Genomic DNA, 25,805 nt, shown 5'->3' on the forward strand with positions numbered 1-25,805 from the left:
TGTTTTGGAGAGATCGCGCAAAAGTGTTTCGGAGGCCGCCATGACCCAGACCAGCAACCGGTTTTTCGACGAGATCGGCCGCCTGATGAACGACGCCGCCGGCGCTGCCCAGGGCGTCAAGCGCGAGTTTGATACCGTGTTGCGCACCCAGGCAGAAAAATTCCTGCGCGACATGGATCTGGTCAAGCGCGAGGAGTTCGAGGCGGTCAAGGACATGGCACGCCTCGCCCGTGAGGAGAACGAGGCGCTGAAGGCGCGCATCGCGGCGCTGGAGGCCAAGCTCGGCGGGGCGCCAATCACCTGACACGGCCGTAGCCCGGATGGAGCGCGCAGTGCAATCCGGGACCAGTCTCGCCTGTTGCACGAGTTCCTCAGATTACGCTTTCGCTCCATCCGGGCTACTCTTGGGGCCGCCCTGCGCCCATTCTCCTTGTCATTTCCGTCTCTTCCGGGTAAAAGCCCGCCACGTCCGCGGCCCCCGCACCCCTGGAGGCTTGCTGTGGACGGCACCATGGGCCGCCTTGCGGCCCATTAACTTTTGCAAAAACAAGGACTTAACGTTATGGCGACCGTCAAGGAATTGAAGGCGACCGCACGTTCGAAGAGCGGCAAGGGGGCCGCCCGGGCTGAGCGTCGCGCCGGCAGAGTGCCCGGAGTGATCTATGGCAACAACCAGCCCCCGCTCACGATCTCGATTGAGGATCGCGAACTGCGCCAGCGCATCCTCGCCGGCCGGTTCCTGACCACGCTGGTCGACATCGACCTCGAGGGCAAGAAGCACCGCGTGATTCCGCGCGACTTCCACCTCGATCCCGTCAAGGACTTCCCGATCCATGTCGACTTCATGCGGCTCGGCGAAGGCGCCACCATCCGCATCAGCGTGCCCTTGCACGTGGTGAAGGCGGAAGGCTCGCCCGGCGTGAAGCGCGGCGGCACCGTCAACATCGTCGCCCACGCGATCGAGCTCGAATGCGGCGTCGAGAACATTCCGCAGTTCATCGAGGTCGACGTCGGCTCGCTCGAAATCGGTCACTCGCTGCATCTGTCCGACGTCAAGCTGCCGACCGGCGTGAAGACGCTGGCGCGCGAGGACGCCACACTCGTCACCATCGTGCCGCCGTCCGGCTATGCCGAAGAGCAGAAGGCTGCGGCTGCGGCTGCGGCCGGTGGTGCGGCTCCGGGTGCTGCGGCTGCTCCGGCGGCTGGCGCGGCTGCGCCGGCTGCGGGTGCTGCGGCTCCGGCAGCGGCTGCCAAGGCTCCCGCCGGCGGCGACAAGAAGAAGTAATCTCTCAAAGCTGGCGCGCGGTCTCTGATCGCGCGCCGAGCGAGGGGCGCGCCGCGTCATGCGACTGTTTGTTGGGCTCGGCAATCCCGGCGCGAAATACGCACGAAACCGGCACAATATCGGCTTCATGGCCGTCGACGAGATTGCGCGGCGTCATGGTTTCTCGCCATGGCGCCGCCGCTTTCAGGGCGAGACCTCGGAAGGCACGCTCGGACCTGAGCGCGTGATCCTGCTCAAGCCCACGACCTACATGAACGAGTCGGGCAGCAGCGTTCAGGAGGCGGCCAGCTTCTTCAAGATCGCACCGGGCGACGTCACCGTGTTCCATGACGAGATCGAGCTGCCGCCGGGCAAGGTGCGGGTGAAAATCGGCGGAGGCATCGCCGGCCACAACGGCCTGCGCTCGATCTCCGCGCATATTGGCAGCGAGTACCGCCGGGTGCGGCTCGGCATCGGTCATCCCGGCGTCAAGGAATTGGTGCACGGCCACGTGCTGTCGGATTTCGCCAAGGCCGACAACGAATGGGTGGCGACGCTCTGCGACGCCGTCGCCGAGCACGCCGCGCTGGTCGCCAAGGGCACCGACGCGACCTTCGCCAACAGGGTGCATCTTGCCATGCAGGCGAAGGGCTTTTTGACCAAGGACGACAACGGCAAGGAATAACGCTCGTCATCGCGGCCTGCGCGAGATGAGCGGTGATGTGTAGGGTGGGTTAGCCCCGCGGCTGCGCGAAGCGCAGTCCGCTTGGCGTAACCCACCGTGTCGCGGCAAAGGGATTGGTGGGTTACGCTTCGCTAACCCACCCTACGGACCGTCTTAGAGGATACGATGGGATTCAAATGCGGGATTGTCGGGTTGCCCAATGTCGGCAAGTCGACCTTGTTCAATGCGCTGACCGAGACGGCGGCGGCGCAGGCCGCGAACTATCCGTTCTGCACCATCGAGCCGAATGTCGGCGAGGTCGCCGTGCCCGATCCGCGGCTCGACAAGCTCGCGGCCGCTGCCAAATCGGCGCAGATCATCCCGACCCGGCTGACCTTCGTCGACATCGCCGGCCTCGTCCGCGGCGCCTCCAAGGGCGAAGGCCTCGGCAACCAGTTCCTCGCCAACATCCGCGAGGTCGACGCCATCGCGCATGTGGTGCGCTGCTTTGAAGATTCCGACATCACCCATGTCGAGGGCAAGATCGCGCCGCTTGCCGACATCGAGACCATCGAGACCGAGCTGATGCTCGCCGATCTGGACAGCCTCGAGAAGCGCGTCGACAATCTCTCCAAGAAAGCCAAGGGCAACGACAAGGAGGCCAAGGAGCAGCTCGACCTCGTCAACCGCACCCTGGTGCTGCTCCGCGAGGGCAAGCCCGCGCGACTCGTCGAGCGCAAGGCCGAGGAGGAGCGCGCCTTCTCGATGCTCGGCCTGCTGTCGTCGAAGCCCGTGCTCTATGTCTGCAACGTCGAGGAGGGATCGGCTGCGACCGGCAATGCCTTCTCCAGGGCGGTCGAGGAACAGGCGGCGAAGGAAGGCGCAATTGCCGTCGTCATCTCCGCCAAGATCGAATCCGAGATCGCGACGATCTCGCGCGAAGAGCGCGCCGATTTCCTGGAGACGCTCGGCCTGGAGGAAGCCGGGCTCGACCGCCTGATCCGCGCCGGCTACCAGCTGCTCGAGCTCATCACCTATTTCACGGTGGGACCGAAGGAGACGCGCGCCTGGACCATCCATCGCGGCACCAAGGCGCCGGGAGCGGCCGGCGTGATCCACACCGATTTCGAAAAAGGCTTCATCCGCGCCGAGACCATCGCCTATGACGATTACGTCGCGCTGGGCGGCGAAGCCGGCGCCCGCGATGCCGGCAAGCTGCGGCTCGAAGGCAAGGAATACGTCGTCGCCGACGGCGACGTGATGCATTTTAGGTTCAATACGTAAGACCGATCCGCTGTCATTCCGGGGCGCGCATAGCGCGAACCCGGAATCCATTCATCCACTCGCTCGCGGCTCGATGGATTCCGGGTTCGCCGCTTCGAGGCGCCCCGGAATGACAAGATCACCGCACCCCGCCGCCCTGGTCCCTGATCGCGCCGAGGTGTTCGTTGATGCGGAAGATGATCAGGATCAGTTCCGCCGCGATGCGCGAGAATATGATGCCGACGACCACGCCCGCGATCGATTCCAGCACCATCAGGAAGCCGGCGAACGGGCTGATCGCCATCGCCGTCAACCCGGCAAAGATGCCGGACAGTCCGAACAGGCAGATCACCGCGATCACCAGCCAGTAGAAAGTCTTGATGATCGTCGGCGTGATGAAGCGGTCCCATTGAAACAGATCGCTGAATGAAAACATCTCTCTCCCCCGGGCAAATCGCGCCTCCGGCTGCGTCAACCGATTCGAGGCAGGTCTGGCCCCACTCGTCGAATGTAGCACGAGCCATGCGGGCCGGCGGGTTGAGATTGCCGGAAAGTGCGGCCACAATCTGACCCTCCCGCAAAGCTTTCCCAAGATGACCCTGACCTTCGAAGATTTCCCACCCGGCCGGTTCGGAACGTTCGGCCCGCGGCATGTCACCCGCGACGAGATCCTGGCGTTTGCCGCCGAGTTCGATCCGCAACCGATGCACCTGGACGAGGAGGCAGCGGCCAAGAGCATGCTGCGCGGCCTGTCCGGATCGGGCTGGCACCTCTGCTCGCTGATGATGCGGATGATGGCCGACGGGTTCATCACCCGCGCCGCTTCGCTCGGCTCGCCCGGCGTCGACGAGGTGCGCTGGCTTTCTCCCTTGCGGCCCGGCGACGACCTCACGCTCGACGTTGACGTCGTGGACGCGCGCACCTCGAACAGCCGTCCCGAGCTCGGCATCGTCAAGTTCAAATGCACTGCGCGCAACGCCAAAGGCGAGGCGCTGTGCGAGATGACCTCGCCGATCCTGATCGCGCGGCGCGAGGGGGCGGTCTGATGGGCTTCTTCGAGGAGATCGAGATCGGCCATCGCCGCGAGATCGGCGCCTACATTTTCACCGCGGACTCCATCAAGACGTTCGCCGCAAAATTCGATCCGCAGCGCTTCCACCTCGACGAGGAGGAAGGCAAGAACTCGCTGTTCGGCGGGCTCGCAGCCTCGGGCTGGCATGTCGGGTCGGCCTGCATGAGTCTTCTTGTCGCGGACGGCGAGCGTCTGGCGCGAGAAGCCGCTGCGCGCGGTGAGGAGGTCGCGGTGTGGGGCCCGTCGCCGGGCTTTCGGGACTTGCGCTGGCTGAGGCCGGTGCTCGCCGGCGACACCGTCAGATTCGTCAACGAGGTCGTCGACAAGCGCGCCTCCGGTTCGCGTCCCGGCTGGGGCATTTTGACGGCCCGCACCTCCGGCACCAACCAGCGCGGCGAACAAGTCTATTCCATCACCGCCAGCGCCTTCGTTCCGATGCGAGAGGGCGCGTGATTTAGAATCGATCGAGCCCAGCGTCCTTCTTCCCTTCTCCCCTTGTGGGAGAAGGTGGCGCGAAGCGCCGGATGAGGGGTTGCTTCCGCGGATTCAGGTGCCAGAGGGTCGCGCGCGGAAACAAACCCCTCACCAACCGAGCTTGTGTCGATCCGTGGCGCTGCCCTCTCCCACAAGGGGCGAGGGCACAGCAATGCGCATCCGTCCGTGGCGACAAACTTCGATGGCTTCCCTCCCTCCAACGGGTCGAGGCCGAAGAGAAATCGCGGAACTGTTGCCCGCGCGCTATGGACGCGTTTCCGGGTGGCTGCCATAAGCCAGCGCGAGATGGGCTACCTGCGCAGCAGTTCGCGGAACCATCGAGTTGCTAACCAATTATGAACCTGTTGCTGTCTATTTGAATGAACTGGGCAGAGGACAGGGGGACGAGGACCATGGCAGACCGCGGCGCACTCAAGCTGGTCGGATTTATCTTCGCGACCGCCACGCTCGCCGTGATGCTGGTCGCCGGCATGGTGGTGAAGGGCTATGCGGACGGCGGTTACACCCTGGAAGCTTCGACGGTCGACGCGAGCCGTTAAGAGTTCGTTAACTCCTTGAGGCTGGCGTCCGGTCTCCACTCAGCGGCTGTAGACGAACGCCAGCACTGCGATCGCAATCGCCAACAATCCGACAAAGCGCAGCATGATCGTGCCGAACTGGTTCGGCGCTGGCTGCAACGGAATCGGGTCCGTGTTGTCGGGCCGAATGCTTTGCATCTGAAATGTCCCCTCGGGCCGGTCGCAACATAGACCGGCGCTGGGCATTGGTCGGCGCGGGGGCGCGGAAAGTTCAAAGCGCGGTAGCTGGCTGGGCTACGCGGCGCAGACCGCATTCGCCGTTATGCCGCGCGAAGGCGGGGCATCCAGTACGCCGCGGCTTCTCGGCTCTCGCCCCGCTGTCTCTGGAATACTGGATCACCCGCTCCAGTGCGCAATTGCGCACAAGGCGGGTGATGACACCGCCCATAAATCAAAACCGCCGCGCCCCTTGCGGGAACGCGGCGGCTTGTGAGTGTGATGCGATCAGCTGTTGCGCAGGCCGTCGGCGGCGCGCTTCCACTGGGCGACGTTGTCGGAGATCATGCGGGTCGACTTCATCGCGGCCTGGCTGAGCTGGGCGTAGCCGGAGATCTCACGCTGGACGCGCTGGCCTTCGGCATGGAGCAGGTCGCGCAGGCTCTCGAGCTCGGAGATCAGGTTCTCGATCTCGGCAAGCGAGGTGCCGGCGACGCGCTGGATCAGCGAGTTGACGTTGGTGACGGTGGCTTCCGCGCTCGGGTCGAGCGCCGGCTCTGCGCTGCCCGCCGCCGGGCGGCGCAGATAGGCGATGTCGTTGCGGACAAAATCGCGGATGCCGGCTTCGACCTCGGTCACCGCGGCAAGATTGTTGTCGACGGTTTCGGTCTCAGTTGATTCGATCTTTTCCGGACGAATGGCGTTCATCGTTGTTCCCCTGATCGCGTTGAGCGCAGCGCGAGTGTCCCCCGCACGACGACGTCTGTAAGGCTTCTGCATCAGGGCGTCCGATTTTGACGGCAAATAGGCCAAGATGCGGCAAGGGCGGACCATTCGGGGGCTTTGCCGTGGCGCGAAGTTACAAATGTCTGAATACCGCCGCGGCGGGCACGAGGTGCACTTACGGCACGGTCGGTTTCGACTCCCTCGCCCCGCTTGCGGGGAGAGGGTGGGGTGAGGGGGAGTTTCCGCGGGACGGTGACAGTTGAGTGCGCGGAGGCTCCCCCCTCACCCGGAATTTGCTCTAGCAAATTCCGGCCTCTCCTCGCAGGCGGGGAGAGGCAAAGACCTCACCAGCTTTTCTTGAAGCCGGCCGTCAGGCTCTTGTTGATCGCGCCCTGCGAGGTCTCGCCGACGGAGCCGGAGACGGTGACGTTGTCGAACAGCTTCTGCTCAGCGCCGAACTTGTGCAGCCATTTGTCGTCGGTGGTCGACAGCGTCTGGCCGGCGGTGATGCTGGTGCCGGTGTCGGTGAGGGTGACCTTGGCGGACTGGTCGGTCTCGTAGTTACGCATGATGTGCCCGCCGACGCCGGGGAGCGCGGTGGTGCCCTGCTGGTTGATGCTGTAGCCGTTCTGGAGCGTCAGCGACGTGTCGTTCGAAAGCGGCACTGACTTGATGAGCGAGGCGCCCACCTTGCTCTGCTCGGCGCCGGGATCGACGCGGGCTTCCACCGCGGTTTTATCCCAGATCGAGCCGGCGCCCGGCGCGGTCGCGGCCGCCCAGGCGCTGCCGGAGGATTGCGGCAGGTTGCCGCCATTGGTGGCCTTCTGCGCCAAAAGCTCGGACATCGTCCGCGGCTCGCTCGCTACCGTCATGTCGGCACCGATCCGGGCGTCCCAGAACGACGACACCGATTGCTTCACCTTCACCGCCGAGGAGCCGTTCGCGTTGGCGTTCGACGACCAGTTGAGGCCGTCCTTGGCGGCGGCCTGCGCGCGCTTCTTGGCGGCGGTGATGTCGTTGAGCGTGCCGGCGTCGATCGCGAGCTGGCTCCAATCGAGCTTGTCGACGTCGATGCCTTTGAGCACGTCGGGGTCGTTGACGTCGGGGGCCTCCGCGGCCTCGGCCTCCTCGTCCGGCACCGCCGCGGCTGGCGGGATGATCTGCGCCGATGCCGTCAGCACGGAGGCGAATATGAACGCGGCCACCAGCATTGGCAGCCTGGTCCAGCCCAAACCTGTCGACAATTCCATCGTCCTGCCCGCGAGCCCAGTTCGCGCGGAGGATGCGGAACTATCGTTGCGAAATTGTGGCGCTGGCCTCATTTCAAACGACCACTCAAAAAGCGAACCAACGGGCCGGGCGAAAGGCGCGCGCCCGATGACGAGCTTCTCCACGGCGGCATCCGGCGGGGCTGGAGGCCAGGACGCGTCGCAGGGAGCATCAGCCATCGGTCCCGAAACCGGGGCCCGTTGGTGTCCCCCTCAGCCGACGCTGGTCATCTTCGGCAGATGAATGGCGCGGCCAAGTGCCTGCTCGACCAGATCGAAGGTGTCGATCAGCACCCGCATGTTGACGAGCCTGCCCGCCCTGAACTGGGCGAACTGCGCCACCCGCAGCGAGATCGGCTTGTCGGAATCCAGCGCAGTCAGCGAATAGCGAGGCGGCCGAATCCACCCCGAGCATGATGCTTTCACGGTCGAAACGGCGGACCCGGAAATTGTCGGCGAGCTGGCGGATCACGTCGAGCACCGCCGCCTTGCCCTGGCGCGCGCCGAGGAACGGGAACATGTCGATCGGGCCGTAAAGCGCCCAGTCGACGTCCTCGTCGATCAGGGCCTCGATATCCTCGAAATGCCGGTCGTTGATCGCGCGGTGCAACGCGCGCGAAAAACGCCAGAGGCTGTGCTCTGTCATTTTGGGGCGTCCTGAAACTGGCTTTGCAAAAAACGAAAAACAACCCCGCGCACCGTAAGGCGCCGCGGGTCGCTCAATTCATTAGTGTACGAACAAAATACCGGATTCTGGCCAAAACGCAATTCACGTTTTCGCAATGCATAATTGAGCGCGCTTCGTGAAATTTACCAATAGATGCCCGTCCGGCGTCTCCTGAAACCGGGTCACCCGCCGCAGTGCGCGCCTTGCTGAGAAGACGGCATAACCCCTCACCCCGGCCTTTGTGATGCCTCTGGTCTGGTTGGTGCCGGGCTGACCGGCCTGTTGCCGAGACCGCACAGGTCCCGGGTTTCGCTTCCTCGCTCGGTTGCCAACCAACCACCGTTCACCCACACTTCCGCCCTGACTCGACATTTTGGGGGGATCGATGCCGGCGTTCCGCTTTGAGAAGTTCTTGGCTGCTGCGATCTTCGGGATTGCACTGGCCGTCCTACTCCAGCCTCGCGCTGGCTTTGCCTACACGCAGGAGGAGCAGCAGGCCTGCACGCCCGACGCGATGCGGCTGTGCGGCGAGTTCGTTCCGAACGTCGATGCCATTACCGCCTGCATGATCCAGAAGAAGGCGCAGCTCTCGCCGCAGTGCCGGCCGTTCTTCCGGCAGGGACCGGAGCCAGGCGAGGTCCGCGCCGGCAAGCCGACCAACATTGCGCCCAAAACCGCCAGGAAGAGCACGAAGGCGGCCAAGAAGAAAAAGCCCAGCGAGGGCTGAGCGCTTCCTGGCACGTTCCTGTCGCGAAACTGCGTCATGCCCCGGAGAAAAAGCGCGAAGTGGGTTTTCGGGCTCGAAGTCGCGGGCGTTCACCTTTCCGGTGCGTTGTTTCGCAGCCGCTTGAATCAAAATGACCGAGGCATCAGCCCCGCGACAGCTACCGGACTCCTTTTGTTCGCCGGCTCGCGCGCATGCTTGTGCCAATTGCGATCGTCGTCGATAAAAAAGAGCCGCGATACGACTTGCTCGGCAGGGTTGCATTCCGTTTTTCTCGCAGCGCTGGCCAAGAAACGCACGATTGCCAGGTGCCAAGGGCGCTGCGTGACAGTTTGTGTCTATCGTCGCGCGAAGCAGTGTGACTCAAAAGCCAACACGTCTTGTTATTTCGTGGCTTGGGCGCAACTCCCGGTAAATTTTTCTTTCGCGAATCAGCGTGGTGATTCATTTTCGCGATCTGGGGTCAATCTGGAGGCCAAGGTATGAACGTTATTGTTTTTGCATCGCGTAAAGGCGGCTCGGGCAAGAGTACCCTGGCTGCACATCTCGCCGCGCAGATCAAGGCGACAAAGCCCATCCTGCTCGTCGATGCAGATCCGCAAGGATCGCTCACGCTGTGGCACAAGCTGCGTGGCACCAACGAGCCGCCGATCAAGTCGGCGGTGAACTCGGTCAGCGGCATCGTCTCCGCCGCCAAGCGCGACGGATATGAATGGGTGTTGATCGACACGCCGCCGAACCTGTCGGCTGTCGTCGACGATGCGATCAGGAACGCGACCATGGTGGTGATTCCGGCGCGTCCCGGCGTGTTCGATGTCAACGCGGTGCAGGAAACCATTCAGATGTGCCGTGCGGCGCGCAAGCCCTATGCGGTCGTGCTCAACGGTGCGCCGGCCCGCCGCGACGAGTCCGAAAGCCCGATCGTCACCATTGCCCGCGAGGCGCTGGCAAAGTTCCGCGCTCCCGTATGGGGCGGCCAGATCACTAACCGTTCCGATCTCCTGATGGCGCTGAGCCATGGCGAAGGCGCGCGGGAATATCAGGCCGAGAGCCGCGCGGCTCATGAAATTGCAAGGCTGTGGGCGGCGATCGAGCGTTCAGTTAAGGCTATTCGCGGCACGGCGTCGGCATCCGGCGCAATGCACAAGCAGGCGGCATAATTCATCATTCATTTCCCTGGGACGAAAAACGCGCGGATGTCCGCGCGTTTTGCGTTTTCTGGAAGTGAAGATGGAAGTTACGCCACCATCAGCATGTAGAACACGATGACCGGCGACAGCGTCAGGATCACCGACCAGATGCCGACAGCCCAGAGAATGTCCTCGGCGCTAAAGTTCTGCTGTCCGGCGTCGTAATGCGACGCCATATCATTCTGACTATTCACAAACGCCCCCGCGATTTCTTCGCTTTATGGGCGTGAACGATACGCACGATGCTTTAAGATTCCGGGTCGCAGTGTCGCGCGTATTTGAAAACAGGTGCTACCACGGATTAACCATCCGTGAGCAGGCCGTGTCAGGCCAGCCAGACGCGAAACACCAGCACCGGGATCAGGCCGAGCAACACGGCCCAGAACCCGAACGACGACACCACCAGAATTCCCTGCAAGAGATCGGCGGGCGCGAAATTTTCCGCGGCCGTCGGCCGGATACGATGTCCCATGATTTCCCCCTCTGAAAGACATTGGAGGAAACGATAGGCACCCTCGCGTAAACGAGACGTGGATGCACCATGCGGCGCCTGCGAAGGCCGTTCGCGCGCGGTTAACCACGCCGGCTTTCCCTCCCCCCTTGTGGGGAGGGTGGCATAGGCGGCCTTCGGCCGCCGTCCTTAGAACGCCGATGCTTCGCATCGGCTATGGCGTAGCGGCGAGACGGGTGAGGGGTCTGTCTCCGCGGGTGACTCTCTCACTATCGAGTTCGCGGACAGATACCCCTCATCCGGCGCTTCGCGCCACCTTCTCCCACAAGGGGAGAAGGTGACGGCAGCGTGCACGCGGCGAGATTGCGCCTCAGCTAAAAACCACCCGCTGTGCCTGCGTTTGATCTCGTCGATCCGGTCCACCCCATCACGTCTTCGGTCAACCCGATATCGCGGCGCAGCCAGTCGGAGGCCGGATATGTCTCGACCCGTTTGTACCGGTCCGTGCGTGAAGCCGCTGCCATGCGGCGCCGAGCGCGCGGGTCCACCAGCGGAGCCCAAGACTGCTGGCCTGAAGACTGCTGGCGTGAAGACTGCGGGCGCGAACGCCGGCAGCCTCGTTCGAGGAGTCGCAAGCTGGGCGAGATGACGAGGACATTGTCTAGGCCGCAACTCTCACCCGCCGTTCGATCTCGCGATCGAGCGCGGCGGCGAGCTCGCTGCTGATCTCCACCATCGGCAGGCGTACCTCGGGGCTGTCGATGAGGCCGCTTCGCCACAGCCAGTACTTTGCAGGTGCGGGGCTGGGTTCGGCGAACAGCAGGCGCGTCAGCTCCGCGACCTCCTGCCAGCGCGCCAGCGCCGCGTCGTGATTGCCGCGCTTGAGCTCGGCATGGACCGCGGCGAAGGTCGCGGTCTCGACATGTGCTGACAGCACGATGCCGCCGTCGGCGCCATCGCAGAGCGCTTCGTGATGATTTGCGTCCTCGCCGGTGAGTACGCGAAAGCCCTGCGGCCGGTCGCGCAGCAGCGCGATGGATTGCGCGCGGCTCGCGCCGCAATCCTTTAGCCCGACGATGTTTGGATGCTCAGCGAGCCGCAGCAGCGTCTGGTTGGTGATGTTGACCGAGGTGCGATACGGGATGTTGTAGAGCGCAAGCGGCCAGGCGGCGTGATCGGCGAGCGCCTCGAAATGCGCCAGCAGTCCGCGTTGCGACGGTCGCACATAATAGGGACTGGCGATCAAATAGCCGTCGATCGGCCAGTCCGCGGTCTCATCCAGGCGGTCCTTCAGTCGCGACGTGTCGGCGCCGGAGAGCCCGAGGCAGATCGGCACCGTGCGGCGGCCGGCCGCCATCTCGTCGCGCACGACGGCGACGAGGCGCTCGAGCTCGGCGTCTCGCAGCGTCATGCCTTCACCGGAGGTCGCCCCCAGGATGAAGCCGTCGACGGCTTGTCCGCTGTAATGCCGCGTCAGCCGCCGCAGCGACGTCTCATCGAGACGACCGTCGCGAAACGGCGTCACCAGCGGCAGCCAGAGCCCGTGCAAATGACTTGATAGGTCGGTCATGTTCCATCTCCTTCTCGGACAAGACCTGAGACGGAGGGCACATGAAAAAACCCCGTCCAGGCGGCGGGGTTTTCGAAGATTGCGGCGATGAGTCAGCCTAGCGCGCGCAATAATCCGAGGTCCCCGAACGGGGGCCTTTTTTCGAGACGGCTGCCTCGAACGAGATTGCGCACGACTTCGTGATCATTCGCAAATGATGCGGGGTATGCGTGGAACTGTCAATACACGCGGAAAGCGAGAGCGAAATATTCAAAAAAAAGCCGGACTCGAACGAGCCCGGCTTAAGGTATTGGCCACGTGAGGCCGACACAATCACCTTCCAAGAGGGATTACTGAACTCCTGAACTCCCGCGCCACTGGAGGAGGGGGACAAATGCGCAACGCGAAGGCTCAGTATGCAAACATTATGAGCTTGCCCCACGCCATGCAGCAACCGCCGAGGTCGCATGTCAGACATGCGGAAATCAGGACGGCCAGCGTTGCGCCTTGCTCACCACGAAGTCGCGGAACACCTGCACGCGTGCGACCGTCTTCAATTCCTCGGGATAGACGAAATACGTGTCGAGTTGGATCGAGTCGGACTCGCCGAACAGCTGCACCAAGCGGCTCTGCTCTTCGATCAGGTAGTCCGGCAGCGCGGCGATGCCGAGGCCCTGCTGACAGGCGCGCACGAGACCGAGGATGTTGTTCACCCTGAAATAAGCTTCGCGCGGACCGCTGCCGTTGCGGCCGGCTTCGACCAGCCAGTTGCGGTTCTGCAGATGCGGCGCGAAATTGCCGTCGGAGAGCGTGATGATGCGGTGGGAGTCGAGCTCTTCCAGCGTTCGCGGCGTGCCGAAGCGCTTGATGTAGTCCGGCGAGCAGTAGGCGTGGAAGCCCATCGCGAACAGCTTACGTTGGATCAGATCCGGCTGCGTCGGCTTGCGGGTTCGGATCGCGACGTCGGCCTCGCGCATCGACAGGTCGAGCTCTTCGTCGGTGACGATCAGCGAGATCCGGATTTCCGGATAGAGCGCGGTGAATTCGCCGAGCCGCGGGATCAGCCAGTTGATGCCGACGCCAGGCGTGGTCGTGATCTTGAGATCGCCGCTCGGCCGCTCGCGGCTGTCGGTCAGTTTCGCGCGCGCCGCCTGGAGCTGCATGAACACGTCATGCGCGGTGCGGAACAAGAGGTCGCCCTGCTCGGTGAGGATCAGGCCGCGGGCGTGGCGGTGGAACAGCGAGACCGAGAGCTCCTGCTCAAGCGCCGAGACCTGGCGTGACACCGCCGATTGCGACAGGCCGAGCTGCTCGCCCGCATGCGTGAAGCTGCCCGCTTCCGCCGCCGCGTGAAACACCTTCAGCTTGTCCCAGTCCATATCCGTAAATCCGTCGCGTGTTCTAGCCATGATCGTTATTCCGCTGCCGCGCGCTCGCTGGCGCGCAGGGCCAAGAATCGTTCGGCTTCGAGCGCTGCCATGCAGCCGAGGCCTGCGGCCGTCACGGCCTGGCGATAAGTCTCGTCGGCGACGTCGCCGGCGGCGAACAGACCGGGCACCGAGGTGGCGGTCGAGTTCGGGGCGACCTCGACATAGCCCGACGGTTTGAGCTTGACCTGGTCCTTCACGAGTTCGGTCGCCGGCGCGTGCCCGATGGCGATGAAGACGCCGTCGGCTTTCACCTTGGTGAGCGCGCCGGTCTTGACGTTCTTCAGGCGGACATGGGTGACCTTGTTCGGGTTGGCCTCGCCGCCGATCTCGTCGATGGCGCTGTCCCAGACCACCTTGATCTTGGGATGCTTGAACAGGCGCTCCTGAAGGATGCGCTCGGCGCGGAAATGGTCGCGGCGGTGAACCACCGTGACCGTTGATGCGAAATTGGTCAGGAATAGCGCCTCTTCGACCGCGGTGTTGCCGCCGCCAACCACGATCACGTCCTTGCCACGATAGAAGAAGCCGTCGCAGGTGGCGCAGGCCGAGACGCCAAAACCTTTGAAGGTCTCCTCGGAAGAGATCCCGAGCCAGCGCGCCTGAGCGCCGGTGGCGAGGACGACGGTCTCGGCGAGGTAGACGTCGCCGGAGTCGCAGGTGAGGCGGAACGGCCGGTGCGAAGTGTCTAGCTTGACGACCAGGTCAGTCTTGATTTGGGTTCCCACATGGAGCGCCTGCTTCTCCATCTGCTCCATCAGCCAGGGACCCTGGATCACGTCGGCGAAGCCTGGATAATTCTCGACGTCGGTGGTGATGGTGAGCTGGCCGCCCGGCTGGATGCCCTGGATCAGGATCGGCTCGAGCATCGCACGCGCGGCGTAGATCGCCGCTGTGTACCCGGCAGGACCGGAGCCGATGATGACGACCTTTGCATGGACAGGGGCGGACATAGTGACAGGCGCCTTTCATGGGGATTGCAGCGCGGCGCGGAACGTGCCGGGAGGCCTCGCGGAGACGCTGAAATATCAGAGGTAATCTAAGCCTTCTGGTGAGCCATGCAAGAATTGCATTCCCAATCGGCGGATTTTTCCAACAGGGAACAAAAGTCGATTGCGCTGCACGCGCAATAAAATTGCTCATTCCGCCAAGACTGGGCTATGAGGTTGCGGCAAACCCACCCGATACCGCCATAAAGGCCAGGAGTTCCATTCACGTGTCGCGGAACCTAGACGAGATCGACTTCAAAATTCTCGCCGAGATCCAGGCCAACGGACGAATCACTAATGTCGAGCTGGCCAAGCGCGTCGGAATTTCGCCGCCGCCCTGCCTGCGCCGCGTCCGCGCGCTGGAGGAAGAGGGCTATATCCATGGCTATCGTGGCCTACTGGATCCGCGGAAACTCGGATTCGACGTCACTGTGTTCGCCGCCGTGCATCTCTCCAGCCAGGCCGAGGCGGATTTGCGCGCCTTCGAGGAGTTCGTCCGCGCCGAGCCCTTGGTGCGGGAGTGCTGGATGCTGTCCGGCGAGGTCGACTTCATCCTGAAATGCGTCGCGCCCGACATGGCCACTTTCCAGGATTTCGTCACGCACCTGACCGCGGCCCCCCATGTCCGCAACGTGCGGACCTCGCTGGTGCTGCACAATTCGAAATACGAGGCGGCCGTGCCGCTGGACGTGAAGGGACGGAGATAGCTCGCTGTATCTCTCCCTCTCCCCGTTCTTGCGCAGCAACAAAAAGGCCGCGCTAAGCGCGGCCTTTTCAAATGTCGGCGCGTGCGACGGCAAAATCCTTACCGCCACTCCACCTTGGTGATCTCATACGCCTTGGCGCCGCCGGGTGCGTTGACCTCGACGGTCGAGCCTTTCTTCTTGCCGATCAGCGCGCGCGCGAGCGGCGAGGTGATGGAGATGCGGCCTTTCTTGGCGTCGGCCTCGACCTCGCCGACAATCTGCCACACCGCCTTCTTTTCGGTGTCCTCGTCGATCAGCGTCACCGTGGCGCCGAACTTGATGGTGTCGCCGGACAGCTTCGAGATGTCGATGATGTCGGCGCGCGCGAGCTTGTCCTCGAGTTCGGCGATGCGGCCTTCATTGTGGGACTGCTCTTCCTTCGCGGCATGATATTCCGCGTTTTCAGACAGGTCGCCGTGCGAGCGCGCCTCCGCGATATGCTCGATGATGCGCGGACGGTCCTCCGACTGGCGCTTCTTCAATTCTTCCCCGAGCGCGGCAAACCCGCCCGCTGTCATCGGAACCTTTTCCATCTTCTCTCTCGTCCTTCGATCGTGCGCCCCAATCCGCAGTTGGGCGCCCGCAACCTTGATTCGTCGGTATTCCGGGGCCCAAGACAGGGGCCGCCGGACGTTGACAGAAAGGGGCTAGGCGACGGAACAGAACTGCCACACGACCGGACTGTTCCTCCGGCCATTGTGGCCTCACTGCCAATCACTAAGCGGAGGCTTTGCCCCGCCAATGATCAGGTTTCCGAAAAATAGCTCTGCAGGGTACGAACCTCAAGGTCCCCGCCCAGATAGGCCCGGATGCCCTGCGCGGCCGCCATGGCCCCGGAAAGAGTGGTGTAATACGGCACTTTATGCAAGAGGGCCGCGCGCCGCAGCGAGCGGCTGTCGGCGAGCGCCTGCGGGCCTTCGGTGGTGTTGAAGACGAGCTGGATATCGCCGTTGGTGATGGCGTCGACGATGTGCGGCCGCCCCTCCAGCACCTTGTTCACCTTCTCGGTCGGAATGCCCTGATCGGTGAGGAAGCGCTGCGTGCCCGATGTTGCCAGCACCTTGAAGCCGAGCGAATGCAGTTCGCGCACGGCTTCGGCGATGCGTGTCTTGTCGCCCTCGCGCACCGAGACGAACACCGTGCCCTTGCGTGGCACGTGCGTGCCGCCGCCGAGCTGGCTCTTGGCAAACGCTACCGCGAAGGAGCTATCGATGCCCATGACCTCGCCGGTCGAGCGCATCTCCGGGCCGAGCACCGTGTCGACGCCCGGGAAGCGCGCGAACGGAAACACCGATTCCTTCACGCCGACATGCTTGAAGTCCGCCTTCGTCAGCTTGAAGTCGGCGAGCTTCTCGCCGGCCATGATTCGGGCGGCGATTTTTGCGACCGGCGTGCCGACCACCTTGGCGACGAACGGTACGGTGCGCGAGGCGCGCGGGTTGACTTCGAGCACGTAGATATCGCCGTCCTTGATCGCGTACTGCACGTTCATCAGGCCGACGACGTCAAGACCAAGCGCCAGCTCACGTGTCTGCCGCTCCAGCTCCCCGATCATCCTGGCATCGAGCGAGTGCGGCGGCAGCGAGCAGGCGGAATCGCCGGAATGGATGCCCGCTTCCTCGATGTGCTCCATGATGCCGACAATGAAGGTGTCCTTGCCATCGCACAGACAATCGACGTCGATCTCGGTGGCGTCTGACAGATAGCGGTCGAACAGCAGCGGATTCTTGCCGAGCACGGTGTTGATCTGCCCGGTCTTGTCGTTAGGGTAGCGCGCCTTGACGTCGGCGGGCACCAGTTCCGGCAGCGTGCCGAGAAGGTAGTCGCTGAGCTGGTTCTCCTCGCGGATGATCTGCATCGCGCGGCCGCCGAGCACGTAGGAGGGCCGCACCACCAGCGGCAGGCCGAGATCGGCCGCGACCAGGCGGGCCTGCTCGACCGAATAGGCGATGCCGTTCTTCGGCTGCTTGAGACGCAGCTTGTCGAGCACGCGCTTGAAGCGGTCGCGGTCCTCCGCAAGATCGATGGCGTCGGGCGAGGTGCCGAGGATGGGCACTTCGGCGGCTTCCAGCGCGCGCGCAAGCTTCAGCGGAGTCTGGCCGCCGAACTGCACGATGACGCCGTGCAGCGTGCCGTTCGAACGTTCCTTCGCGATGATCTCCAGCACGTCCTCGGCGGTGAGCGGCTCGAAATAGAGCCGGTCGGCGGTGTCGTAGTCGGTCGACACCGTTTCCGGGTTGCAGTTGACCATGATGGATTCGTAGCCGGCGTCGTGTAGCGCGAAGCAGGCATGGCAGCAGCAATAGTCGAACTCGATGCCCTGGCCGATGCGGTTCGGTCCGCCGCCGAGGATGATGACCTTCTTCTTGTCCGACGGCATGCTCTCGTCCGACGGCGCGCCTGCGAACGGCGCCTCATAGGTCGAATACATGTAGGCGGTGGGGGAGGCGAATTCGGCCGCGCAGGTGTCGATGCGCTTGTACACGGGACGGACACCGAGCGCGTGGCGCTTCGCGGTCACCTCGGCCTCCGTCGCCTGTGCGAGCACGGCCAGCCGCGCGTCCGAGAAGCCCATCGTCTTGAGCGAGCGCATGGCGAAGGCGTTGCCCGGCAGGCCGTTCTTGCGAACCTTCTCTTCCATCTCGACGATGCCGCGCATCTCGCTGAGGAACCACGGATCGATCTTGCATGAGTTGAAGATGTCCTCGTTCGACCAGCCGAGCCGCATCGCCTGGGCGACCTGGAGCAGCCGGTTCGGCGTCGGCGTGCCGAGCGCGGCCCGGATCGCGTTCTTGTCGTCGTCGCGGCCGAGACCCTCGATCTCGATCTCGTCGAGGCCGGTGAGGCCGGTCTCGAGCCCGCGCAGCGCCTTTTGCAGGCTCTCCTGGAAGGTACGGCCGATCGCCATCACTTCGCCGACCGACTTCATCGACGTCGTCAGCGTGGTTGATGCGCCCGGGAATTTCTCGAATGCGAAGCGCGGCACCTTGGTGACGACGTAGTCGATGGTTGGCTCGAACGAGGCCGGCGTCGCGCCGCCGGTGATGTCGTTGGCGATTTCGTCCAGGGTGTAGCCGACCGCGAGCTTGGCCGCGACCTTTGCGATCGGAAAGCCGGTGGCCTTGGAGGCCAAAGCGGACGAGCGCGACACCCGCGGATTCATCTCGATGACGACCATGCGGCCGTCGTCCGGATTGACGCCGAACTGCACGTTGGAGCCGCCGGTCTCCACGCCGATCTCGCGCAGCACCGCCAGCGAGGCGTCGCGCATGATCTGATATTCCTTGTCGGTCAGCGTCAGCGCCGGCGCCACCGTGATGGAATCGCCGGTGTGAACGCCCATCGGATCGAGGTTCTCGATCGAGCAGACGATGATGCAATTGTCCTTCTTGTCGCGCACCACCTCCATCTCGAACTCTTTCCAGCCGAGCACGGATTCTTCGATCAGCACTTCGTTGGTGGGAGATGCATCCAGGCCGCGCTCGATGATGTCGAGGAATTCTTCCTTGTTATAGGCAATGCCCCCGCCAGTGCCGCCCATCGTGAAGGAGGGGCGGATGATCGCCGGCAGGCCGATCTCGGACAGCGCCATCAGCGCCTGGCCGAGCGCATATTCCTGGTAGCGCTTGCGGCGGTCGCTTTCGCCGAGGATCCATTGTCGCTCGAGTTCTTCGAGAGCTGCGCCGGACAGCTTCTCGCGCTCGGCCTGGTATTTGTCGCGATAGGATTTCTTCAGGGCGGAGGCGTTGGCAAGCCGCGACTTCGGCGTCTCAAGCCCAATCTTGGTCATGGCCTCGCGGAACAGCTGGCGGTCTTCCGCCTTGTCGATCGCATCCGCCGTGGCGCCGATCATCTCGACGTCGAATTTTTCGAGCGTGCCTTGCCGGCGTAGCGACAGCGCGCAGTTCAGCGCGGTCTGCCCGCCCATGGTCGGCAGCAGCGCGAAGCCGCCGGGAACGATGTGACGTTCCTTCTCGATGATCTTGGCGACGATCTCGGGCGTGATCGGCTCGATATAGGTCGCATCGGCCAATTCCGGGTCGGTCATGATGGTGGCCGGGTTGGAATTGACGAGGACGATGCGATAGCCCTCTTCCTTCAGCGTCTTCACCGCCTGCGTGCCCGAATAGTCGAACTCGCAGGCCTGGCCGATCACGATAGGACCGGCGCCGATGATCAAGATGGTGGTGATGTCTGTACGTTTGGGCATCAACTCTCGCCGAAGTCGGATTTGGGCACAAAAAAAGGGCGCGCTTGCTGCGCGTCCCCTGTGGCCGAGAGCGCGTTGGTCTTCCTCGCGCGCGGGTGGGTCTTAGACCAGATTCCGGGGCGGCGAAACCCCGAAAAATGCCCATCAACCGGCAATTTTGACGGGTTTCGGCCGCGCCTGCCAGCCGCGGGCGAGATGCACCAGAAGCGACGCCGTAACGCTCGATCCGCCGATCCAGCCGAGGTCGGTCGGCGACAGCGTCGCCAGCACCGCGCCGCCCAGGGCGCCGCCGATGGCGAAGCCGAGATACATGGCGGAGGCGTTCAGCGAGAGCGCGATCATCGAGGCCTGCGGCTCGATCCGGATGATGCTGGCAATCTGGGCCGGATAGAACGCCCAGCCGGAAATGCCCCAGAGGAAGATCGCACCCAGCACGGCGTAATGCGCCTGCCCCGGCATCAGCTTCAGGACCAGCGAATGCAGGATCAACGCGCTCGCCATGCCGGCGAGTCCGAGCGCCGCGGTCATGAGCGTGCCGAGGCGGTCAGCCAGGACGCCGCCGAGCATGTTGCCGATTGCGGCCGCGCCGCCGAACACCAGCAGCGCAAGGCTGATCTGCGACGCATCGAATCCCAGACCGCGCAGCGGGACCGCGAAATAGGTGAACACGGTGAAGCCGCCGAGCGCCCATAGAATCGTGATCAGAAGTGCGATCAAGACATTGCCGTGACGCGCGACCGCCAGCCGCTCGCTGAGCGAAGCGGTGTTGCGCGGCAGGCCTTTGGGCAGACCAAGCAGCAGGCCGGCAAGCGCAACGGCGCCGATCAGGGCGACCATGGCGAAGGTCGCGCGCCAGCCGAACAGGCTGCCGACCAGATTGCCGAAGGGAACGCCGATGACGGTCGCGACCGTGAGGCCGGAGGTGACGAGGGCCACCGCGCGGCCGCGCCGTTCGGGCGAGGCGACCGCCACGGACACCGCGAGCGCGGTCGGCATGCACAGCCCGGAGCCCAGCGCCATCAGCATGCGCGAGGCCAGCAGCAGGGCGTAGTTGGATGCCACCATCGCCGCGAGATTGCCGGCGATGAAGATCGCCAGCGCCAGGGCAAGCACAGTGCGGCGGTCGATGTTGTTCAGCGTCACCGCCAGGATCGGCGAGCCAACGGCATAGGTGAGGGCGTAGGCGGTGACCAATTGGCCGGCGGCCGAGACGGAAATCGACAGGTCGGTGGCGATATCCGGCAAAAGCCCTGCAATAACAAAGCCTTCCGTGCCGATCGTGAAGGCCGCCAGGGCCAGCCAGAACACGCTCATTCGATCTTGTCCTTATGTTCAACGTTTATTGAACTATTGCAGGCGAGAGGAGTCAATTGGTTCAAGAACTATTGAACATTGCGGCTGCTTCGCTATGATTCCCGGATCATGAGCCGCACACCCCTCCATCCCACCCGCGAGCAGATCGAGCTGCCGATGGTCCTGGATTGCCTCAGCGATCCGATCCGGTTGACGATCGTCTACCAGCTCGCCCAGCAGGAACGTGTCAGCAGCGAACTCTGCTGCGGCGACTTCAACGGCCTCGCCGGCAAATCCAACCTCGCCTATCATTTCGCCAAGTTGCGCGAATGCGGGGTGATGCAGACACGCGTGGCGGGGACCAACCGGTTCATGCGGCTGCGCCGTGAGGATCTGGAAGCGCGCTTTCCGGGCCTGCTTGACGCCGTGATCAACTCCGCAGCCAAGGATGCCGACCGCCTTCAGTTGCTATCCGGGTGCGATGTGGTCGACGCGGAGAGCAACTGAGTCGATTGTGCGCAGGTGCCGGGCCGAGGAAGCACCAGTTCGTCTACGCTTTCGCTTCGCTAAAGCTACGCCGGACACGCTTCGCCCCTGCCGGTCTGGCGTGGCTGCGCCACGCGTAGCCCCGCAGGGGCGAAGCGTGGAGGCCCGGCCTGGATTTGAACCAGGATAAAGAGCAATGCACTGCTCTCGCGTCGACGCTTCCGCCACCGGGCCGCCGCGATCATCGCCGATCGGGAGACGGCAAGCCACTTCAGCCAATTGTTATGCTTAACGAACCATTGGCGGCCGCGCGATGAAGGTCATGCGCCAGCGGTTATGGCCGATATTGGTGTGGGCACGCTGGACCGCGAACCCGGCCGCAGCCAGCTTCGCGGTGATCTCGTCCTCGCTGTAGCGCTGCAGTCCAATGCGCGTTCGCAGATGGCGGTAGTCCGACAGCGCCGTGCTGATCAGCCCGACCAGCGCATCCTTCAAGAAGCCGTGGCGCAAGGCGAAGCTGAGCAACGCGGTGACGTCCTGGGCCATGCCGACATTGGGCTGGAGGATGTCGCCGAGCACCAACTTGCCGGACGGCGTCAACAACCGCCGGATGTTGCGTAGCGCCGCATCGAGTTCCTCCGGCGTCATGTATTGCGCGACCGAGTTCATCACGACAAGGTCGATGGACTGGTCCTGCATCTTGCGAACGTCATCGAGCGAGCGGACGCGGATTTTTGTATTCGGGGCAAACCGGGCGATCAACCGGCCGCGCACGCCCGGCGCGGGCTCGGCCAGGATCAGTTTGCCGCAGGCGGATGCCACCTGCTCGGCCGAGAGCGCCTCGCCGCAGGCATAGTCGAGCACGGTCGCCTCGGGCGACGAGATGTAGCCGATGATGTCCCGCGCGATGATCCGGAAGTGCAAATCGCGATGCAACTTGCTGACATAGATCGTATGCGTGGAGTCGTAATAATCGATCCAATCATCCATGGTATTTCGAAGGTCCCGGCCTAACGGTTCCGTGAGCGGAACCGGCGCCGCCCGCCTTGCGTTAGGGGTGCGACGGCGCGCCGTCAATGTCCGCGTCCTAACAGGAAGGTTTCCCGTGAGCAAAGCCCCCAACAAGGTCTCGCCCGACCTCGATACTCCTACGGATCTGTCGCCCCAGGCAGTCAACAAGGTTTCCGAGGCGCTCAACGTGCTTCTGGCCGATGCATTCGCGCTGTATCTGAAGACCAAGAATTTCCACTGGCACATCAGCGGCCGGCATTTCCGCGATTATCATCTGCTGCTCGACGAGCAGTCCGATCAGATCTTCGCCACCACGGACCAGCTCGCCGAGCGCGTGCGCAAGATCGGCGGCACCACACTGAAGTCGATCGGCCAGGTCGCCAAGCTGCAGACCATCAAGGACAACAACGAGGATTACGTCCCGCCGCGCGAGATGCTGCGCGAACTGATGCAGGACAACAAGCATGTCGCGAGCGCAATGCGCAAGGCGCACGAGGTCTGCGACGAAGCCGGAGATGTCGCCAGCGCCAGCATCCTCGAAGTCTTCATCGACGAGACCGAGCGCCGCACCTGGTTCCTGTTCGAAGCCACCCGCCAGGAGGGCAGCAATGCGGCGTAGAGTCAACGAAGCTTAGAGTTAAGGGCATTCTGCGTAGGGTGGGCAAAGGCGCGCTCTTCGCGCGCCGTGCCCACCATCTATCCACACGGTCGACGGCAATGGTGGGCACGCTTCGCTTTGCCCACCCTACGCACCGCGGTTATGGCTGGCTCCACAGCCGCATCAACGCCCCGTTCTTGCCCGTGACCGGATCGGACGGCGGCAGCGCGACCTTTGGAATCGTCTTGAGCGCCTTGGCGTGGTTCTCCGGAGTCGGCCGCGTGATCTCCATCTTGGATCCCAGCGGATAGGCGCCGATCACGCAGAAATCGTCGCTCGCCTTGATGCATTGATGTCCGGTGCCGGCAGGCAGGATGGCGACATCGCCTGCCTTGATCTCCAGCTCCTGGCCATGATCGCCGCCGAAGCGCACCCGGGCGCTGCCGCGCGCGACGCCGAGCACTTCGTGCACCGTCGTGTGATAGTGCAGATAGTCGAAGATGCCGTTGCGCCACGTCCCGCCCCAGCCATTGGCGCCGAACAGGTTTTCGATAGACTCCTCCGGGTGTTTCGGATCGAGCTTGACTGCGCCCTGATAGACCAGGAAGGGGAGGATGTTGTTCGGCACCAGCCCGTCATCCTCGAACACGATGGCGAGCGGCTCGGCACTGTCGCGGACGACGGACATGGCGGGCTCCTGCGTGAGCGTGGCAGGGATCAACGTGGGGCGTGAGACCACGTTCCTTCCGTCACCACCCCTCGTCATTCCGGGGCGACTCGTCAGCGTCGAGTCCGGAATCCATCGTGCCACAGAATCCGTTGCCTGATGGATTCCGGGCTCGCGCTACGCGTGCCCCGGAATGACGAAAAAAGCCCGGGCGAGCCGGGCTGATGTCGTGCAGGTTGCTGCCAGAGAGCGCGCCTTACGCGCTCATCTTCTGCCGCATCAGATCCGCAAACCGCTGGAACAGATAGTGCGAGTCGCGCGGGCCGGGTGAGGCTTCCGGGTGATACTGCACCGAGAACACCGGCTTGCCGTCGAGCTGGATGCCGCAATTGGAGCCGTCGAACAGCGAGATGTGGGTCTGGGTTGCGCCCTTCGGCAGCGTGCTCTCGTCCACGGCAAAGCCGTGGTTCATCGAGGTGATCTCGACCTTGCCGGTGGTCTCGTCCTTCACCGGGTGATTGGCGCCGTGATGGCCCTGATGCATCTTCCTGGTCTTGGCGCCGACGGCGAGGCCGAGCATCTGGTGGCCGAGACATATGCCGAAGGTCGGCGTGCCCGATTTGATCACGTCCTGGATCACCGGCACGGCATATTTGCCGGTCGCGGCCGGATCGCCCGGACCGTTGGACAGGAACACGCCATCGGGCTTCATCGCGAGAATGTCTTCGGACGAGGTCGTCGCCGGCACCACCGTCACCTTGCAGCCGACGCCGGCGAGCAGGCGCAGAATGTTGCGCTTGATGCCGTAGTCGATGGCAACGACGTTGAACTCCGGGGCTTCCTGGCGGCCAAAACCCTTGTCCCAGAGCCAGGGCGTCTCGTCCCAGGTGAAGCGCTGGCCGGAGGTGACCATCGGCACGAGGTCCATGCCCTCGAGGCCCGGCCATTCGCGCGCCTCTTCCTTGAGGCCGTGCAGGTCGAACTCGCCGTCCTTGGCGTGCGCGATCACGGCATTGGGCATGCCCTTGGAGCGGATCAACGCGGTCAGCGCCCGGGTGTCGATGCCGGAGAGGCCGATGATGCCGCGCGCCTTGAGCCAGGCGTCGAGATGCCTGGTGGCGCGGTAGTTCGAGGGATCGGTGATCGCGGTGCGCAGGATCACGCCGCGCGCGCCGGGCGTCGCGGCCATGTTCACCGTCTCGATGTCGTCGTCGTTGGTGCCGACATTGCCGATATGCGGGAAGGTGAAGGTGATGAGCTGCCCGGCATAGGAAGGATCGGTCAGGATCTCCTCATAGCCGGTCATCGCGGTGTTGAAGCAGACTTCACCGACGGCTTGGCCCTCAGCGCCGAGACCAAAGCCTTCGAGCACCGTGCCATCGGCGAGCACAAGGAGCGCGGTCGGTTTGTGGTCCGGCCAGGCGGGGTCGTTGTCATGTTGTGTCATGAGCCCGGTTCATAGTCTCCGCGGACGCCGCCGTCAAAGCAGGACAGCGCCGATTCACATGCGTTTTTGCATATTTGACAGGTCTTCTCGGGCACTTAAGCTGGAACTGGCAAATTTTTGCAAATTTAGGCGGCCGGACGGGAAACAATGGACCGGACCACGGCGGGTCCGGTATGGCCTCTTGCCTGCGAACGTCCTAGATCAGGCGCTATGGATTGAGAGGATCACGATCATGCTGCGCGACGACATCAACAATGCGGTCAAGGAGGCCATGAAGGCCAAGGACGAGCGCAAGCTCTCCACGCTGCGCATGGTCAACTCGACCATCAAGAATGCCGACATCGAGGCGCGCGGCAGCGGCAAGCCGCCGCTGTCGGATGCCGACCTGCTCGGCGTGCTCCAGAAAATGATCAAGCAGCGCCAGGAGTCAGTCGAGCTCTACGACAAGGGCGGCCGCGCCGAGCTCGCCGCCCAGGAACGCGAAGAGATCGCGGTGATCTCGGCCTACCTGCCGAAGCAGATGGCGGATGACGACGTCAAGAAGGCGATCTCGGACGCTATCGCCGAGACCGGCGCGGCCGGCATGAAGGACATGGGCAAGGTGATCGCGGCCTTGAAGGCGAAGTACGCCGGGCAGATGGATTTCGGCAAGGCCAGTGGCTTGGTGAAGGCTGCGTTGACGGGCTAGCTCTTTCCCTCTCCCCTTGTGGGAGAGGGTGCCGCGCGAAGCGCGGCGGGTGAGGGGTTCTCTCCGCGAACGAGCCTCTCGCAACTGAGCACGTTGAGAGAACCCCTCATCCGGCGCTTCGCGCCACCTTCTCCCACAAGGGGAGAAGGGGCACCTTTGATGCGACTGCAATCCGG

General features: G+C 63.7%; 28 protein-coding genes, 1 tRNA gene and 1 pseudogene. 13 read left to right on the top strand and 17 right to left on the bottom strand.

The window, feature by feature from the left end:
* Positions 1–40: 40 nt before the first annotated feature.
* The 4 genes from FXV83_RS11780 (at position 41) to ychF (ending at position 3,212) form a co-directional block, all read left to right on the top strand.
* Positions 41–304, top strand: a complete 264-nt coding sequence (locus FXV83_RS11780) for an accessory factor UbiK family protein (RefSeq protein ID WP_148739347.1) — start codon at positions 41–43, stop codon at positions 302–304.
* A 258-nt stretch (positions 305–562) separates the two neighbouring features.
* A complete protein-coding gene (locus tag FXV83_RS11785) occupies positions 563–1,285 on the top strand; it encodes a 50S ribosomal protein L25/general stress protein Ctc (protein WP_148739348.1) in 723 nt (240 codons plus the stop codon).
* Between the two features lie 58 nt (positions 1,286–1,343).
* Positions 1,344–1,949: an aminoacyl-tRNA hydrolase gene (gene pth, locus FXV83_RS11790; RefSeq protein ID WP_148739349.1), complete on the top strand. Its 606-nt coding sequence runs from the start codon at positions 1,344–1,346 to the stop codon at positions 1,947–1,949.
* Between the two features lie 165 nt (positions 1,950–2,114).
* Entirely contained in the window at positions 2,115–3,212 is a 1,098-nt protein-coding gene (gene ychF / locus FXV83_RS11795) for a redox-regulated ATPase YchF (protein ID WP_148739350.1), read from the top strand.
* A 118-nt stretch (positions 3,213–3,330) separates the two neighbouring features.
* Here the strand turns inward: ychF and FXV83_RS11800 are convergent, their stop codons facing one another.
* Positions 3,331–3,627, bottom strand: coding sequence for a DUF4282 domain-containing protein (locus FXV83_RS11800; protein WP_148739351.1), 297 nt, complete (start codon positions 3,625–3,627; stop codon positions 3,331–3,333).
* Positions 3,628–3,784: 157 nt separating this feature from the next.
* On the opposite strand from FXV83_RS11800, the gene FXV83_RS11805 reads away from it, so the two are divergent.
* From FXV83_RS11805 to FXV83_RS42585, 3 genes are all read left to right on the top strand, one after another.
* The gene (locus FXV83_RS11805) at positions 3,785–4,237 is read left to right on the top strand and encodes a MaoC family dehydratase (protein ID WP_148739352.1); all 453 of its coding nucleotides are present in this window, start codon (positions 3,785–3,787) and stop codon (positions 4,235–4,237) included.
* Positions 4,237–4,716, top strand: coding sequence for a MaoC family dehydratase (locus tag FXV83_RS11810; protein WP_148739353.1), 480 nt, complete (start codon positions 4,237–4,239; stop codon positions 4,714–4,716). Before FXV83_RS11805 ends, FXV83_RS11810 begins: the two co-directional genes overlap by 1 nt.
* Positions 4,717–5,150: 434 nt before the next feature.
* Positions 5,151–5,297: a hypothetical protein gene (locus tag FXV83_RS42585; protein WP_166103493.1), complete on the top strand. Its 147-nt coding sequence runs from the start codon at positions 5,151–5,153 to the stop codon at positions 5,295–5,297.
* Between the two features lie 39 nt (positions 5,298–5,336).
* Here FXV83_RS42585 and FXV83_RS42590 read toward each other — a convergent pair whose 3' ends face one another.
* The 4 genes and pseudogenes from FXV83_RS42590 to FXV83_RS11825 all read right to left on the bottom strand — a co-directional run bounded on the left by FXV83_RS42590 (position 5,337) and on the right by FXV83_RS11825 (position 8,132).
* Positions 5,337–5,474 (bottom strand): hypothetical protein, encoded by a 138-nt coding sequence (locus tag FXV83_RS42590; RefSeq protein WP_187435841.1) that lies wholly within the window; start codon positions 5,472–5,474, stop codon positions 5,337–5,339.
* Positions 5,475–5,780: 306 nt separating this feature from the next.
* Positions 5,781–6,200, bottom strand: a complete 420-nt coding sequence (locus FXV83_RS11815; protein ID WP_148739354.1) for a hypothetical protein — start codon at positions 6,198–6,200, stop codon at positions 5,781–5,783.
* A 362-nt stretch (positions 6,201–6,562) separates the two neighbouring features.
* Entirely contained in the window at positions 6,563–7,468 is a 906-nt protein-coding gene (locus FXV83_RS11820; RefSeq protein WP_187435842.1) for a hypothetical protein, read from the bottom strand.
* 231 nt (positions 7,469–7,699) lie between these two features.
* A pseudogene (locus FXV83_RS11825) lies at positions 7,700–8,132 on the bottom strand (nuclear transport factor 2 family protein).
* Positions 8,133–8,538: 406 nt separating this feature from the next.
* Between FXV83_RS11825 and FXV83_RS11830 the strand changes: the two are divergent.
* Together FXV83_RS11830 and FXV83_RS11835 are read left to right on the top strand one after the other, a co-directional pair.
* Entirely contained in the window at positions 8,539–8,880 is a 342-nt protein-coding gene (locus tag FXV83_RS11830; RefSeq protein ID WP_148739355.1) for a hypothetical protein, read from the top strand.
* 479 nt (positions 8,881–9,359) lie between these two features.
* Entirely contained in the window at positions 9,360–10,037 is a 678-nt protein-coding gene (locus FXV83_RS11835) for a ParA family protein (RefSeq protein ID WP_148739356.1), read from the top strand.
* Positions 10,038–10,114: 77 nt separating this feature from the next.
* Here FXV83_RS11835 and FXV83_RS42595 read toward each other — a convergent pair whose 3' ends face one another.
* The 5 genes from FXV83_RS42595 to trxB all read right to left on the bottom strand — a co-directional run bounded on the left by FXV83_RS42595 (position 10,115) and on the right by trxB (position 14,447).
* A complete protein-coding gene (locus FXV83_RS42595) occupies positions 10,115–10,261 on the bottom strand; it encodes a hypothetical protein (protein ID WP_187435844.1) in 147 nt (48 codons plus the stop codon).
* 131 nt (positions 10,262–10,392) lie between these two features.
* Positions 10,393–10,539: a hypothetical protein gene (locus FXV83_RS42600; RefSeq protein ID WP_187435843.1), complete on the bottom strand. Its 147-nt coding sequence runs from the start codon at positions 10,537–10,539 to the stop codon at positions 10,393–10,395.
* A gap of 640 nt (positions 10,540–11,179) precedes the next feature.
* Positions 11,180–12,088: a 4-hydroxy-tetrahydrodipicolinate synthase family protein gene (locus FXV83_RS11840; RefSeq protein ID WP_148739357.1), complete on the bottom strand. Its 909-nt coding sequence runs from the start codon at positions 12,086–12,088 to the stop codon at positions 11,180–11,182.
* A 464-nt stretch (positions 12,089–12,552) separates the two neighbouring features.
* The gene (locus FXV83_RS11845) at positions 12,553–13,476 is read right to left on the bottom strand and encodes a LysR family transcriptional regulator (RefSeq protein WP_007614700.1); all 924 of its coding nucleotides are present in this window, start codon (positions 13,474–13,476) and stop codon (positions 12,553–12,555) included.
* Between the two features lie 5 nt (positions 13,477–13,481).
* Complete coding sequence (gene trxB, locus FXV83_RS11850) at positions 13,482–14,447, bottom strand: thioredoxin-disulfide reductase (protein WP_148739358.1); 966 nt, start codon at positions 14,445–14,447, stop codon at positions 13,482–13,484.
* Positions 14,448–14,710: 263 nt separating this feature from the next.
* On the opposite strand from trxB, the gene FXV83_RS11855 reads away from it, so the two are divergent.
* On the top strand, positions 14,711–15,190 hold the full coding sequence (locus FXV83_RS11855; protein WP_148739359.1) for an Lrp/AsnC family transcriptional regulator: 480 nt from the start codon (positions 14,711–14,713) through the stop codon (positions 15,188–15,190).
* A 98-nt stretch (positions 15,191–15,288) separates the two neighbouring features.
* On the opposite strand, the gene greA is transcribed toward FXV83_RS11855, so the two are convergent.
* From greA to FXV83_RS11870, 3 genes are all read right to left on the bottom strand, one after another.
* The gene (greA, locus tag FXV83_RS11860) at positions 15,289–15,762 is read right to left on the bottom strand and encodes a transcription elongation factor GreA (RefSeq protein WP_148739360.1); all 474 of its coding nucleotides are present in this window, start codon (positions 15,760–15,762) and stop codon (positions 15,289–15,291) included.
* A 212-nt stretch (positions 15,763–15,974) separates the two neighbouring features.
* Positions 15,975–19,439 (bottom strand): carbamoyl-phosphate synthase large subunit, encoded by a 3,465-nt coding sequence (gene carB, locus FXV83_RS11865; RefSeq protein WP_148739361.1) that lies wholly within the window; start codon positions 19,437–19,439, stop codon positions 15,975–15,977.
* A 144-nt stretch (positions 19,440–19,583) separates the two neighbouring features.
* Positions 19,584–20,753, bottom strand: coding sequence for an MFS transporter (locus tag FXV83_RS11870; RefSeq protein WP_148739362.1), 1,170 nt, complete (start codon positions 20,751–20,753; stop codon positions 19,584–19,586).
* A 108-nt stretch (positions 20,754–20,861) separates the two neighbouring features.
* Here FXV83_RS11870 and FXV83_RS11875 point away from each other — a divergent pair, with 108 nt between their 5' ends.
* Positions 20,862–21,239 (top strand): ArsR/SmtB family transcription factor, encoded by a 378-nt coding sequence (locus FXV83_RS11875; protein ID WP_148739363.1) that lies wholly within the window; start codon positions 20,862–20,864, stop codon positions 21,237–21,239.
* Between the two features lie 137 nt (positions 21,240–21,376).
* On the opposite strand, the gene FXV83_RS11880 is transcribed toward FXV83_RS11875, so the two are convergent.
* Both FXV83_RS11880 and FXV83_RS11885 read right to left on the bottom strand, forming a co-directional pair.
* Positions 21,377–21,452 (bottom strand) — tRNA-Ala (locus FXV83_RS11880).
* Positions 21,453–21,506: 54 nt separating this feature from the next.
* Positions 21,507–22,208 carry a class I SAM-dependent methyltransferase gene (locus FXV83_RS11885; protein ID WP_148739364.1) on the bottom strand — a complete coding sequence of 234 codons (702 nt, stop codon included), beginning with the start codon at positions 22,206–22,208 and terminating at the stop codon, positions 21,507–21,509.
* A 115-nt stretch (positions 22,209–22,323) separates the two neighbouring features.
* On the opposite strand from FXV83_RS11885, the gene FXV83_RS11890 reads away from it, so the two are divergent.
* Entirely contained in the window at positions 22,324–22,848 is a 525-nt protein-coding gene (locus FXV83_RS11890; protein WP_148739365.1) for a Dps family protein, read from the top strand.
* A 139-nt stretch (positions 22,849–22,987) separates the two neighbouring features.
* Here FXV83_RS11890 and FXV83_RS11895 read toward each other — a convergent pair whose 3' ends face one another.
* Both FXV83_RS11895 and carA read right to left on the bottom strand, forming a co-directional pair.
* Positions 22,988–23,515 carry a cupin domain-containing protein gene (locus tag FXV83_RS11895; RefSeq protein WP_148739366.1) on the bottom strand — a complete coding sequence of 176 codons (528 nt, stop codon included), beginning with the start codon at positions 23,513–23,515 and terminating at the stop codon, positions 22,988–22,990.
* Between the two features lie 235 nt (positions 23,516–23,750).
* On the bottom strand, positions 23,751–24,941 hold the full coding sequence (gene carA, locus FXV83_RS11900; RefSeq protein WP_148739367.1) for a glutamine-hydrolyzing carbamoyl-phosphate synthase small subunit: 1,191 nt from the start codon (positions 24,939–24,941) through the stop codon (positions 23,751–23,753).
* A gap of 232 nt (positions 24,942–25,173) precedes the next feature.
* On the opposite strand from carA, the gene FXV83_RS11905 reads away from it, so the two are divergent.
* The gene (locus FXV83_RS11905) at positions 25,174–25,629 is read left to right on the top strand and encodes a GatB/YqeY domain-containing protein (protein WP_148739368.1); all 456 of its coding nucleotides are present in this window, start codon (positions 25,174–25,176) and stop codon (positions 25,627–25,629) included.
* The last annotated feature ends 176 nt before the right edge of the window (positions 25,630–25,805 follow it).

Source organism: Bradyrhizobium hipponense, assembly GCF_008123965.1.
GTDB lineage: Bacteria > Pseudomonadota > Alphaproteobacteria > Rhizobiales > Xanthobacteraceae > Bradyrhizobium > Bradyrhizobium hipponense.